Here is a 15,174-nt window from a genome sequence, read left to right on the forward strand (position 1 = left end):
GATGAGTTGACCCGTGGCGCGGATCTGGCGATGTTCGTGGTGTTCTCGTCGGCGGCTTCTGTGTTCGGTAGTTCCGGGCAGGGCAACTATGCGGCCGCGAACGCATTTCTTGAAGCGTTGGTGCAGCGTCGTCGTGTCCGGGGGCTGGCTGGTCAGGCGCTTGCCTGGGGTCTTTGGTCACAGCGCAGCAGCATGACCGAGCACCTGGGTGACACGCAGATCCAGCGGTTGTATCGCACGGGTCTGCGGCTGTTGGACACGGAGGAGGGGATGCGGCTGTTCGACACGTCGGTGACGCTGGATGAGCCGCTGCTTGTTCCGCATCCGATGGAGTTCTCCGCGCTGCATGGTCAGGGTGAGGCGGTTCCGGCGCTGCTGCGTGGTTTGGTTCGTGGCATGGTTCGTCGCACGGTGGAGTCTCGGGGTGAGGTGCCGGGTGGTTCGGCGCTCGCGGGGCGTCTGGCGGCTGTGGACGAGCGTGGTCGGCAGGAGTTGCTGCTCGACTTGGTGCGTTCGCATGCGGCGTCGGTTCTGGGGCATTCGGGGCCGGAGGCGGTTGGTGCGGAGCTGGCGTTCAAGGAGTTGGGGTTCGACTCGCTGACGGCGGTCGAGCTGCGTAACCTGCTGACCTCCGCGACGGGGTTGAAGCTTCCGGCCACACTCGTCTTCGACTACCCGACCCCCGCCACACTCGCCGACCACCTCAGGACGGAGCTGGTCGGGGATCTGAAGCCCCTACCTGGGACTGTTACCTCCGCCCGGACCGGGCTCGACGACGACCCGATCGTGATCGTGTCGATGAGCTGCCGATTCCCGGGAGGTGCCGACTCGCCGGAGAACCTGTGGCGTCTCGTCACCAGCGGCGGCGACGCCGTGGGAGGCTTCCCGACGGACCGCGGCTGGGACCTCGACAACCTCTTCGACCACGACCCCGAGCGCCCCGGCACCTCGTACACGACCGAAGGCGCGTTCGTGCACGACGTGGCCGGGTTCGACGCCGACTTCTTCGGTATCTCGCCCCGCGAGGCCCTCTCCATGGACCCGCAGCAGCGGATGTTCCTCGAGGCCTCCTGGGAGGCGCTGGAGCGGGCCGGTATCGACCCGACCTCGGTGCGCGGCCAGGACATCGGCGTCTACGCGGGCGCCTACTCCGCAGGCTATGGCATGACCGCCCGTGTTCCCGAGGAGCTTGAGGGATACGTGGTCACCGGCGAGGCCACGAGTGTGATCTCCGGCCGCGTCTCCTACACCCTCGGCCTCGAAGGCCCCGCCGTTTCCGTCGACGCCGCCTGTTCGTCGTCCTTGGTCGCCCTGCACTGGGCCGCGCAGGCGCTGCGCGGTGGCGAGTGCTCCATGGCGCTCGTCGGCGGCGTGTCAGTGATGTACACGCCGACGGCGTTCACCGAGTTCGCCCGTCAGCGGGGTATGGCGCGTGACGGGCGGTCCAAGCCGTTCGCCGATGCCGCCGACGGCATGGGCTGGGGCGAGGGCGTCGGCGTGCTGCTCGTCGAGCGGCTCTCCGACGCCCGCCGAAACGGGCACCAGGTGCTGGCCGTGGTTCAGGGCTCGGCCCTCAACCAGGACGGTGCCTCGAACGGCCTGACCGCCCCCAACGGCCCCTCGCAGCAGCGCGTCATCCGCCAGGCCCTGGCCAACGCCGGTGTGAGTTCAGCGGATGTTGACATCGTGGAGGCGCATGGCACGGGGACGACGCTGGGTGATCCGATCGAGGCGCAGGCGCTGCTTGCCACCTACGGCCGGGACCGCGAGGCGGACCAGCCGCTGTGGCTCGGCTCGATCAAGTCGAATATCGGGCACACGCAGGCCGCGGCCGGTGTGGCGGGCATCATCAAGATGGTGATGGCGCTGCGGGAGAGGGTGCTGCCGAAGTCGTTGCACATTGATGCGCCGTCGTCGCATGTGGACTGGTCGGTGGGGGCGGTTGAGCTGCTGGCCGACAACCGGGAGTGGTCCCGGGAGGATGGTCCCCGGCGTGCGGGTGTGTCGTCGTTCGGCATCAGTGGCACCAACGCGCACGTCATTTTGGAGGAGGCTCCGGAATCCGAACCCGAGGTGGGTCGGGAGGAGCGGGATGATCTGCCGGGTTCGGCGGTTGTTGTGCCGTGGGTGTTGTCGGCGAAGTCGGAGGAGGCGCTGCGGGCGCAGGCCGAGCGGCTGCTGACGCACATCGCGGATGCGGAGGGTGTCGCGGCGGTTGACGTCGGTCTGTCGTTGGCGACTTCGCGTGCGGCTCTGGCGTACCGGGCTGCTGTGGTGGGCGGTGATCTGAACTCGTTGCGGGAGGGCTTGCAGGCGATCGCCACGGATGGTGCCGCCGTAAATGCGGTGAGTGGTACGAGTCTGGGTGCGGGCGGCAAGGTGGCGTTCGTATTTCCGGGGCAGGGGTCGCAGTGGGTGGGGATGGCGGCTGAACTCCTGGAGTCCTCACCGGTGTTCGCGGAGCGGATGCGGGAGTGCGCCACCGCGCTGTCGTCGTATGTGGACTGGTCGTTGTTCGATGTGCTGGGTGACGCGGAGGCGTTGGAGCGCGTCGATGTCGTGCAGCCGGTGCTGTGGGCCGTGATGGTGTCCCTGGCAGAGCTGTGGCGTTCGTATGGTGTCGAGCCTGCTGCTGTGGTGGGGCATTCGCAGGGTGAGATCGCGGCGGCGTGTGTGGCGGGGGCGTTGTCGATCGAGGACGCGGCCAAGGTGGTGGCGCTGCGGTCGAGGGCGATTCTGGCGCTGTCGGGGCTGGGCGGCATGGTGTCGGTGGCCCTGGCGGTGGAGCAGGTTCGTGAGCGGTTGACGGATGGGCTGTCGGTGGCGGCGGTCAACGGGCCATCGTCCGTAGTCGTTTCCGGTGATGTTGCTGAGCTGGATGCCCTCCTGGCAGCCTGTGAGGCGGATGAGGTGCGGGCGCGTCGTATTCCGGTGGACTACGCCTCGCACTCGGCGCAGGTGGAGACGATTCACGCTGAGCTTGGCGAGGTTCTGGCGGGGCTTGAGCCGCGTGCGGCTGAGGTGCCGTTCTTCTCGACGGTGACGGCCGACTGGCTGGACACGACAGTCTTGGACGCGGAGTACTGGTTCACGAATCTGCGTCAGACGGTGCGTTTCGAGGCGGCCACGAAGGCGCTGGCCGAGCAGGGGTATCGCTTCTTCATCGAAGCGTCCGCGCACCCGGTGCTGACTATCGGTGTGCAGCAGTCGCTGGAGGACGCCGGTGTGGATGCCGCCGTTGTCGGCACGCTGCGTCGGGACGAAGGCGGCCTCGACCGCTTCCTGCTGTCCCTTGCCGAGGCGCAGGTCCGCGGCCTCGCCGTGGACTGGTCGACCGTGTTCCCCGGCGCAAAGCTCGTGGACCTGCCCACATACGCCTTCCAGCACCAGAAGTTCTGGCTGCAGTCCGGTGGCGCTGCCGTAACGACCGATCCGGTGGAGGCGCGGTTCTGGGAGGCCGTCGAGCGCGGTGATATCGACGCCGTGGCGGGCACGCTCGGGGTGGTCGGCGAAAACACCGACCGGTCCCTGGGCGAGTTGCTGCCCGTGCTGTCGTCGTGGCGGCGACAGCGCCGTGACCAGGCCGTCGTGGACGCCTGGCGGTACCGGATCGGCTGGCAGCGGCTCGCAGACACGCCCGCTCCCTCGCTGACCGCGACGACCTGGCTCCTCGTGGTGCCCGCGAGCGACACCGACACCGACATCGACACCGAGGCGGCCGCAGGCGTCCGTACGGCCCTGGAGAACCATGGTGCCGAGGTGAGCGTGTTCGAGGTGGCCGTCGAGGGCGTCGACCGCGCCGCGCTGGCTGGCGAACTGCGCGACCTGGGAGCCGGATTCGACCACGTGGTCTCGCTGCTTGGCCTCGATGCGGCGACCCCCGCAGCCGACCGCGACGACCCCGACGCGCACGGCGTGGCGCGGCTGCTCGCCACCGCGGCCCTCGTCCAGGCCCTGGGTGACGCGGAGATCGAGGCGCCGCTGCACATCGTCACACGCGGCGCGGTCTCGACCGGGCGCTCCGAGCCTCCGGCCGCCCCGGCGCAAGCGCTGCTGTGGGGATTCGGCCGGTCCGTCGGTCTGGAGCACCCGGAGCGCTGGGGCGGGCTCGTTGACCTGCCCGGCACGTTGGATGAGCGGGCGTACGACAGGCTTGTCGCGGTGCTCGGCGGTGCGGTGCGCGAGGACCAGACCGCGGTGCGCGGTTCGGGCGTCCTCGGCCGCCGACTGCGGCGTGCCGAGTCGCACGGGGCGCCCGTCGCGGCGGGCTGGCAGAGTCGAGGCACCGTGCTCGTCACTGGCGGAACCGGCGCGCTCGGCGGCCACGCCGCCCACTGGCTGGCCGACCATGGAGCCGAACATCTCCTCCTGATCAGCCGTCAGGGAGCCTCCGCCGACGGCGCGGATGAACTGTGCGCCGAGCTGACCGCGAAGGGCGTCGTCGTGACGGTCGCCGCCTGCGACGCCGCGGACCGTGACGCCCTGCGGGACCTGCTGGCGAGCGTGCCCGAGGAGTACCCGCTGACCGCTGTCGTCCACACGGCGGGGGTCGTCGACGACGGCGTCGTCACTGCCCTCGATCCGGAACGCTTCGCTGGCGTCCTGCGGCCCAAAGTCGACGCCGCGGTGAACCTGGATGAGCTGACCCGGGACCTCGACCTCACGGCGTTCGTGCTCTACTCGTCGTTCGCGGGCACCATCGGCAGTGCGGGCCAGTCCAACTACGCGGCCGCCAACGCGTTCCTCGACGCGCTCGCCGAGCGGCGCCGGGCTGTAGGCCTGCCCGCCACCTCCCTCGCGTGGGGAGCCTGGGACGGCAGTGGCCTCGCACTGCAGAACGACGCCCGCCGTACACAGCTCAGCAGCAGCGGCATCCGGCCGATGGCGCCGGAGCGGGCCATGGCGGCCTTCGCGCGCGGCGTCGACCAGGCCGAGACGTTCCTGGGCGTGTGCGACGTGGACTGGCAGCGGTTCGCCGATGGAAACGACGGCAGGCTCCCGCTGTTCAACGAGGTACTCGCGGAGCTGCCCGCCGAGACGGGCACGGCCGTACAGACCATGGACACCGCGGTCGGTGCGACGCCGCTCGGCCAGCGCCTGGCGGAACTGTCCGAGGCCGAGCGCAAGCGGGAGGTTCTCGACCTCGTCCGTGGCGCCGCGGCTGCTGTCCTGGGCCGTTCCTCTGCCGACACCATCGGCCGTGACCGCGCCTTCCGCGATCTCGGCTTCGACTCGCTCACCGTGCTGGAGGTCCGCAACCGGCTCGGCGCCGCCACCGGTCTGCGCCTGCCCACGACGCTGGTGTTCGACCACCCCACGCCCGCCGCGCTCACCGACTACCTGCTCGGCGAACTGCTGACGTCCGGGCCCGCACAGCCCGTACGGGCGGCCACCGGCACCAGCAGCGACGAGCCGATCGCGATCGTCGGTGTGGCCTGCCGCTTCCCCGGCGACGTCCGTTCGGCGGAGGATCTGTGGCGCTTGGTGACCGAAGGCACCGACGCGATGGGCCCGTTCCCGACGGACCGGGGCTGGCGCCTCGACGACCTGTTCGACTCCGACCCTGACCAGCCCGGTAAGAGCTACATATCCGAGGGCGCCTTCCTGCACGAAGCCACCCAGTTCGACCCAGTGCTCTTCGGTATCAGCCCCCGGGAGGCCAGGGCGATGGACCCGCAGCAGCGCCTGCTGCTGGAGGCGGCGTGGGAGGCCTTCGAGCGGGGTGGCATCGACCCGACCTCGCTGCGCGGCCATGACGTCGGCGTGTTCGCAGGGTCCAACGGCACGGACTACAGGGACCACATCGGAGACGCCGCAGAGGACAGCGAGGGCTATCTACTCACCGGCAACTCCGCGAGCGTGCTCTCCGGGCGCATCTCGTACACCTTCGGCCTGGAAGGCCCTGCGGTCACCGTGGACACGGCCTGCTCGTCGTCCCTGGTGGCCCTGCACCTGGCCGCGCAGGCCCTGCGCAACGGCGAGTGCTCCATGGCGCTGGCGGGTGGCGTGTCGGTGATGTCGACACCGGGTGCCTTCGTGGAGTTCAGCCGCCAGCGCGGGCTTGCCTCCGACGGCCGCTGCAAGGCGTTCGCGGAGGCCGCCGACGGCACCGGCTGGGGCGAGGGCGTCGGCCTGCTCCTGGTGGAGCGCCTTTCGGACGCCCGCCGCAACGGACACCAAGTCCTCGCGGTCGTCCGTGGAACAGCGGTCAACCAGGACGGCGTGTCCAACGGTCTGACCGCGCCGAATGGTCCCTCGCAGCAGCGTGTCATCCGGCAGGCCCTGGCCAACGCCCGACTGTCCGGGGCGGATGTGGACGCAGTGGAGGCCCACGGCACAGGTACAGCGCTGGGTGATCCGATCGAGGCGCAGGCCCTGCTCGCCACCTACGGCCAGGACCGCGACGCGGACCAGCCGCTGTGGCTCGGTTCGATCAAGTCGAACATCGGACACACACAGGCTGCCGCGGGCGTCGCGGGCATCATCAAGATGCTCATGGCGATTCGCCACGGTGTCCTGCCCAGGACCCTGCACGTGGACGCGCCGTCGTCGCACGTCGACTGGTCGGCGGGGGCGGTCGAGCTGCTGAACGAGCCCCGCCAGTGGCCGGACGTGCACCGTCCGAGGCGTGCGGGTGTGTCGTCGTTTGGCATCAGCGGCACCAACGCACACGTCATCGTCGAGCAGGCTCCCGAGGAGCCTCCCTCGAAGAAGCCCGCCCCGGCGCGGCGGACCCCCGGCGCGGTGCCTTGGGTGTTGTCCGGCAGGACCGAGACCTCGCTCCGCCACCAGGCACAGCAACTGAGCTCCCACATTCTGGCCCACCCGGACCTGGCACCGGCTGACGTGGCCTACTCGCTCGCCACGACCCGGGCGGCCCTCGACCACCGCGCCGTCGTCGTCGCCGACGACCACCCAGGCTTCGCCCGCCGCCTCGCGGAACTCGCGGCCGGTGCCCCGGGCACCGGAGTGTACGAGGGCGAGTCCGGGAGCGAGCATACGATCGCGGTGTTGTTCTCGGGGCAGGGGTCTCAACGGGCCGGGATGGGCCGCGAGTTGTACGAAGCCTTCCCTGTGTTCGCCGAGGCGCTGGACGCCGTGTGTGCGGGGTTCGACCAGGTGCTGGACCGTCCGTTGCGTGAAGTGCTGTTCGAGGATGGGGAACTGCTGGGTCAGACGGGCTTCACGCAGCCGGGTCTGTTCGCTCTTGAGGTGGCTCTGTATCGGCTGGTGGAGTCGTGGGGTGTGCGTCCGGATTACGTGACCGGGCATTCCATCGGTGAGCTGGCGGCGGCGCATGTGGCCGGAGTGTTGTCCCTGGACGACGCGGTGACGTTGGTGGCGGCTCGTGGCCGTCTGATGCAGGCGTTGCCGGTCGGTGGCGCGATGCTGGCGGTGGGCGCGGATGAGGCCACGGTGGCCCCGTATCTGGAGGACCGTGAGAGTCAGGTGTCTCTGGCCGCCGTCAACGGTCCGTCGTCGGTGGTGATCGCTGGGGACGCCGAGGCGGTCGCGGAGCTGGGCTCGGTGTTCGCTGAACTCGGGCACAAGACGAAGCAGTTGCGGGTGAGTCATGCGTTCCACTCGCCGCACATGGACGCGATGCTGGACGACTTCCGCCAAGTCGCCGAGTCGCTCACCTATGAGCAGCCGTCGATCCCGGTCGTGTCGAACGTGACCGGTCAGGCGTCGGCGGATGTCGCCTCCGCCGAGTACTGGGTGCGGCATGTGCGTGCGGCGGTGCGTTTTGGTGACGGGGTGCGCTGGCTGGAGGAGCAGGGTGTCTCGGTGTTCCTGGAGCTGGGGCCGGACGGTGTGCTGTCGGGCATGGCGCAGGAGTCCCTCACCGGCGAGGGCGAGGCGATCGCGGCCCTGCGCAAGGACCGCCCCGAACCGGAAGCCCTCGTCACCGCCCTGGGCCGACTGCACGTGGCGGGCGTGACCCCGGACTGGTCGGCGTACTTCACCGGCACCGGCGCCCGCCGGGTGGACCTTCCCACGTACGCCTTCCAGCACCAGCGCTACTGGCCGCGAGGAGCGTCGAGGCAGGACGCGCGGGCCGGGCTCGGTTTCGAGACAATCGAGCATCCGCTGCTCACAACGGCCGTGCCCCTGGCGGAAGAAGACGGGCAGCTGTTCAGCGGGCGTCTCTCACTCGCCGAGCAGCCGTGGCTTGCGGGTGACGCCGCGGCCGACACCGTAGTCGTACCGGCGACGCTGCTGCTCGAACTCGCCCTGTACGCCGCCGCGCATGTCGGCTGTGACCAGGTCGGTGAGCTGATGGTCGAAGCACCGCTCGTACTCGTCGCCGACACTCCGACGCAGTTGCAGGTTGTCGTGGGCGCACCGGACGCGTCCGGTGATCGGCCGCTCACCGTGCACGCGCGGCCCGACGGCGGGGAGTGGACACGGCACGCGTCCGGATCGCTCACCCGTGAGGTGGCACCGCAGGCCCAGCCGGTCATCTGGCTGCCGGACGGAGCCGAGCCGGTGGCGCGGGAGCGGGTGGCCGAACTGCTCGGTGACCTGCCCGCCTATCCGCTGAGCACGGCTGTCTGGCGGCACGGCGACGACCTCTACGCGGAGGCCGCGCTCGATGAGGACCACGCCGTGGACGCGGAGCGCTACGCCCTGCACCCGGCGCTTCTCGAAGGCGTGCTCCGGGCCGTTCACGCCGGTACCCACCGCGACGCGGCCGACGGGTTCGGAGAGGAGGACACGGGCGACGGGCACGTGCGGATGCCGTTCGCGTGGACCGGAGTGTCCGTGCGGGCCGTCGGGGCCACCTCGCTTCGCGCCCGGCTCACCCGCGCCGACGGTGACGCCTTGGCGGTCGAGGTGACCGACCCGGCTGGCAACGCGGTCGCCTCCGTCGGGTCGCTGGTGTTTCGACCGGTAGCCGCCGCCGACCTGGTTGGCCGACCGGTCCACCACGACTCGCTGTTCCGGATCGACTGGGCCGCCGTGACCGCGCCGCTCGCGGCGCCGACCGGCCGCTGGTGTGTGCTCGGCGCCGATCCGCACGGCATCGCCGACGCGTTGCGTGCCGTCGGCGCCGAAGCCGACGTACAAGACGAGCGGTACGTCCTGGACGCAGGAGACGAGCCGGGGGACACCGCACCCCCCTCGCGCGCGGTGCCGAACATCGTCCTCTTCGATGCCGCGTCCCCGGCCTCCGGGGACACCGTCGCGGACGCGCACCACACCGCTCACCGCGCCCTGGCCGCTCTTCAGGCGTGGTCGACCGACGAAAGGTGGGTGGACAGCACACTGGTGCTGGTCACGCACGGTGCCGTCGGTACTGGACCGGACGACCCGGTACGCGACCCCGCCGGCGCCGTGGTCTGGGGCCTGGTGCGGTCCGCACAGGCGGAGCAGCCCGGACGGTTCGTCGTCGTGGACGTCGACGACACCGCAGCGTCGCTGCGGGCGTTGTCCGACGCGGTGCACTCCGGCGAAGCGCAGTCGGCGCTCCGTGCCGGCCGCCTCGTGGTGCCGCGTCTGGCCCGGGCCGAACTGCCTGCTGCCGACGAGCGGTTGCGGCTGCGGCCTGACGGCACCGTCCTCGTCACCGGTGGTACCGGTGGCCTCGGCGCCCTGACGGCCCGGCACCTCGTGACCGGACACGGCGTACGCCACCTGCTGCTGGTCAGCAGGAGCGGCCCCGACGCCGAGGGCGCCGCCGCGCTGCGGGACGAACTGACCGGGCTCGGCGCCCGGGTCACCATCGCCGCCTGCGACCTGGCCGACCGCACGGCGCTCGCCGACGTCCTCGCCGGCATTCCCGCCGAGCACCCGCTGACCGCGGTCGTGCACACTGCGGGAGTCCTCGCCGACGGTGTCCTGTCCTCGCTCACGCCCGAGCGCGTGGACGAGGTACTGCGCCCGAAGGTCGACGGCCTGGTCAACCTGGACGGACTGACCAGGGACGCGGACCTCACCGCGTTTGTCACGTTCTCCGCGGCCGGGTCCGTGCTCGGCAGCGCCGGGCAGGGCAACTACAGCGCGGCGAACACCTTCGTCGACGCGTTCGCCCAATACCGCAGGGCCCAGGGGCTGCCCGCGCAGTCTCTGGCCTGGGGCTTGTGGGACCTGTCGGCGGGAATGGCGGCCCTGGGCGATCTCACCGCCGACGAGCGCCGCAGGCTGCGCCGCGCGGGCATGCTGTCGGTCACCGCCGCACAGGGACTCGCCCTGTTCGACTCCGCGACCGCGACCGGGACCGGGGACGCGGTACTCGTACCGGCCCGGCTCGACCTGGCGGGACTGCGTACCCTCGGCCCGGATGAGGAGGTGTCCGAACTGCTGCGCGGGCTCGTCCGCACCCCGGTACGCCGTGCAGCCGCGGGCGCGGGTACGGAACCGGCGGCCGAAGCCCGCCTGCATGACCGGCTCGCCACGGCCGACCCGGGCGAACGGCGTCGCATACTGCTCGACTTGGTGCGCGGCACTGTCGCGGCCGCACTCGGCTTCGCCGACAGGAACGACGTCGTCCCGCAGCGTGGCTTCCTGGAACTGGGTGTCAACTCGCTGACCGCGGTGGAGGTGCGCAACCGCCTCGGCACGGTGACGGGAGTGCAGCTGCCCGTCACGGTCTTGTTCGACTACCCGTCGGCGGATCAGCTCGCCGACTTTCTCGTCGAGCGGCTCACGCCGCGCGACGTGCGGTCGGCGCCCGTCATCGTTCACGGCGACCTCGACCGGATCGAGGCCACGCTGGCCGCGGGTGATCTCAGCGAACAGGAACGCGGCGCCGTCACCTCCCGGCTTCAGGAACTCCTGGCCAAGTTCGACGGCGGCAGTGGTGGCGCCACGGGCCGTCCCGCGCTCGCCGACCAGCTCGCCGACGTCAGCGACGACGACCTGTTCGACATCATCGACAAGGGCATTGGCTCGTCCTGACGGGAATGGCGGGAATGCAGAAAATGAAGAGCCGCCGGGAATTGCACAGCCAGCCCCGGCGGCCGGACATGAAGTGGTCCCACAAGGTATGCGGCATAGGGGTCATCGCTACGGGGCGCTAGGGGTTGTTGGGGTAAGCGGGGCCTCCATAGGCTCCCCGATTAGGGCCTGCGCTTAGGCTTTGAGCGCGACCACGTGAAGCGCCTGATCGTGTGCCGTGGGCTACGACTGAGTCCACGGCACACGATTGCCCGTGGTCGGGCCGCATATGCGGCCGTCCGACAACGTGGCCCGGGGGGCGCAGGAAATGAAGGCAAGTGATGTGCGACGGTGCAACGTTGCGTCGGACGGCGAGGCGTAATTCGTTGAATTCAGCTGTCCTCATGGCATGGCGGTACTCCCCTTCACAAAGGATTACTGCGCCATGCGGCCGGAATTTCCGCCGACCGGATCGCAGCCTTATCCCGGGCTCCGACCAGCGGCCCGGAACCCCGCCGGATACCTGTGCTCTCTTTCTCGAAGGTGGCGCCGAATGACGACGAACGAGCAGAAGCTCCGGGATTATCTCAAGCGGGTCGTCACTGACCTCCACGACGCACGTCAGCAGCTCCAGGACGTCCGGGAGGAACAGGAAGAGCCGATCGCCATCGTCGGCATGAGCTGCCGGTTCCCCGGCGACGTCGACTCACCGGAGAGCCTGTGGCGGATGCTCACCGCGGGCACCGATGCCATGACGCCGTTCCCGGACGACCGCGGCTGGGACCTGGCCGGGCTGTACGACCCCGACCCTGACCGCGCCGGCACCTCCTACGTCCGCGAAGGCGGTTTCGTCGGCGGCGCCGACCGGTTCGACCCGGCCTTCTTCGGCATCTCGCCGCGCGAGGCCCTCGCGATGGACGCCCAGCAGCGGCTCCTGCTCGAAACCACCTGGGAGGTCTTCGAGCGCGCGGGCATTGACCCCGCCTCGGTACGCGGCCGTGACATCGGCGTCTTCGCCGGTACCAACGGGCAGGACTACGCCTACGGCGTCCAGGAAGCCCCCGAAGGCGTCGACGGCTACCTCGGCACGGGAACCGCAGCGGCCGTGATCTCCGGCCGCGTCGCCTACACCTTCGGTCTCGAAGGCCCGGCGGTGACGGTGGACACGGCGTGCTCGTCGTCCCTGGTGGCGCTGCACCTGGCGGCGCAGGCACTGCGTCGGCGTGAGTGCTCCATGGCCCTGGCGGGCGGCGTCACGATCATGTCGACGCCCAACGTCTTCGTCGAGTTCAGCAAGCAGCGTGGCCTGTCCCCGGACGGCCGCTGCAAGGCGTTCGCGGACGGCGCCGATGGCACAGGCTGGGGCGAGGGCGTCGGTCTGCTCCTCGTCGAGCGACTGTCGGACGCACTCCGCAACGGTCATGAGGTCCTCGCCGTCGTACGCGGCTCCGCGATCAACCAGGACGGCGCCAGCAGCGGCCTGACCGCGCCGAACGGCCCCTCTCAGCAGCGCGTCATCCGCCAGACCCTCGCCAACGCCCGCCTCTCCGCCTCCGACGTCGACGTGGTGGAGGCGCACGGCACCGGTACGACGCTCGGCGACCCCATCGAGGCCGAGGCGCTGCTCGCCACCTACGGCCAGGAGCGCGGGACCGACCGTCCGCTGTGGCTCGGTTCGATCAAGTCGAACATCGGACACACGCAGGCCGCCGCCGGTGTGGCGGGCGTCATCAAGATGGTCATGGCCATGCGCCACGGCCTGCTGCCCAAGACCCTCCACGTCGACACCCCATCGTCCCATGTCGACTGGTCGTCGGGCACCGTGAAACTCCTGACAGAGAACGTCCGGTGGGCCGAGGCCGACCGCCCGCGCCGAGCGGGCGTTTCCTCATTCGGCGTCAGTGGTACCAACGCCCACGTGATCCTGGAGCAGGCGCCCGCCACGGACACCGCCCCCGGACTCCCGTCTGCTGCTGAGCCGACTGGTGGTGTGGTCGTTCCCTGGGTGTTGTCGGCGAAGTCGGAGGCCGCGCTGAAGGCGCAGGCGCAGCGGCTGCGGTCGGCGTTGACTGATGATTTCTCGCCGACCGATGTGGCGTTCTCGTTGGCGGCGACGCGTGCGGCTTTGGAGCATCGCGCGGTCGTTGTGGGTGCTGGTCGTCAGGGACTGTTGTGTGGGCTGGACGCGGTTGCGGAAGGTGCTCCGGCCGCGGGTGTGGTGCGGGGTGTGGCCCGGGATGGCTCGGGGCTGACCGCGGTGTTGTTCTCGGGGCAGGGGTCTCAGCGGGCGGGTATGGGCCGGGAGCTGTACGAGGCGTATCCGGTGTTCGCGGAGGCGCTGGATGCGGTGTGTGCGGGGTTTGACCGGGTGCTGGATCGGCCGTTGCGTGAGGTGATGTTCGAGGATGGGGAGCTGCTGGATCGGACCGAGTTCACGCAGCCGGGTCTGTTCACTTTTGAGGTGGCTCTGTATCGGCTGGTGGAGTCGTGGGGTGTGCGTCCGGATTATGTGACCGGGCATTCGATCGGTGAGTTGGCGGCGGCGCATGTGGCCGGGGTGTTGTCCCTGGATGACGCGGTGACGTTGGTGGCGGCTCGTGGGCGGTTGATGCAGGCGTTGCCGGTGGGTGGCGCGATGCTGGCGGTGGGTGCGGATGAGGCCACGGTGGTCCCGTATCTGGAGGGCCGGGAGAGTCAGGTGTCTCTGGCCGCCGTCAACGGTCCGTCGTCGGTGGTGATCGCGGGGGACGCCGAGGCGGTCGTGGAGCTGGGCTCGGTGTTCGTTGAACTCGGTCATAAGACGAAGCGGTTGCGGGTGAGTCATGCGTTCCACTCGCCGCATATGGACGCGATGCTGGATGACTTCCGCCAGGTGGCGGAGTCGCTGACCTACGAGCGGCCGTCGATCCCGGTGGTGTCGAATGTGACTGGCCAGGCGTCGGCGGATGTGGCGTCGGCTGAGTACTGGGTGCGTCATGTGCGTGCGGCGGTGCGTTTCGGTGACGGGGTGCGCTGGCTGGAGGAGCAGGGTGTATCGGTGTTCCTGGAGCTGGGTCCGGATGGTGTGCTGACCGGGATGGCGCAGGAGTCCCTTACCGGAGACGCGCAGCTGATCGCGGCCCTGCGCAAGGACCGCGCCGAGCCGGAAGCCCTCGTCACCGCCCTCGGCCGACTGCATATCGCGGGTGTGAGCCCCGACTGGAACGTGCTGTTCGCAGGTGCGCGGCGGGTTGAGTTGCCGACCTATGCGTTCCAGCGTGAGCGGTACTGGCTGGACGCCGCGCGACCCGGTGCGGCCGTTGCCGTGGACCCGGTGGACGCGGAGTTCTGGGCCGCGGTCGAGAGCGAGGATGTGGAGTCGGTTGCCGGGGTGCTTCGGCTCTCCGGCAATGAGCCGTTGGGTGAGGTGTTGCCCGCGTTGTCGTCGTGGCGGCGTGAGCGGCGTGAGCGGATGGTGCTTGAGGGGTTGCGGTACGCCGTGTCCTGGGAGCGGCTGAGGCCGGGTTCGGCTGTGGTGTCGGGGCGTTGGCTTGTGGTGGGTGAGGGGGAGCTGGGGCAGCGCGTTGGTGAGGCGCTTCGGGATGCTGGTGTGGATGTGCGGGTGTGGACGTCTGGAGTGTGGGACCGGGCGAGTGTGGCCGATGATGTGTCGGCTTTCGGTGAGCTTGATGGTGTGGTGTGTGCGCTGGGGCTGGAGGGTGCTCTGGCGGTGGTGCAGGGCTTGGGGGATGCCGGTGTCGGGGTGCCGCTGTGGCTGTTGACCTCCGGCGCGGTGGCAGTGGGTGATGAGGCGCTGCGTAGTGTCGCGCAGGCTCCGGTGTGGGGTTTCGGTCGGGTCGTGGGGTTGGAGCATCCGGATCGTTGGGGTGGTCTGGTGGATGTTCCAGAGGTGTTCGACGCGGGCGTGGGTGCGCGGATCGCCGCCGTTCTGGCGGGGGGTGAAGGCGAAGTGGCCGTCCGGGGGTCCGGTGTGTTCGGGCGGCGTTTGGTACGGGCTGCCGGTGGTGTGGATGAGGCGGGTGGTTCGTGGTCGTTGTCGGGGACGGTGCTGATCACGGGTGGTACGGGTGCGTTGGGCGCGCATGTGGCGCGTTGGGCGGCTCGGAATGGTGCGGAGCATGTGTTGCTTGTGTCGCGGCGTGGTGAGGGTGCGCCGGGTGCGGGTGTGCTGGCGGGGGAGCTGGCGGAGCTGGGTGTTCGGGTGACGGTTGCGGCGTGTGATGTGGCGGATCGTGCGGCGGTTGAGGCGTTGCTCGCCGAGGTGTGTGTGGAGTCACCGCTCACCGCGGTGGT

At 70.1% G+C, this 15,174-nt stretch carries 2 protein-coding genes; both read left to right on the top strand.

The genetic code is table 11. From position 1 onward, the window contains the following. A partial coding sequence (locus ACWC5C_RS41595) for a type I polyketide synthase (RefSeq protein WP_450884487.1) occupies positions 1-10,902 on the top strand: 10,902 nt, incomplete at its 5' end. Between the two features lie 532 nt (positions 10,903-11,434). Then, positions 11,435-15,174 (top strand): type I polyketide synthase (locus tag ACWC5C_RS41600; RefSeq protein WP_450884489.1); only part of this gene is annotated, 3,740 nt, incomplete at its 3' end.

It is taken from the genome of Streptomyces sp. NPDC001700 (genome assembly GCF_053596435.1).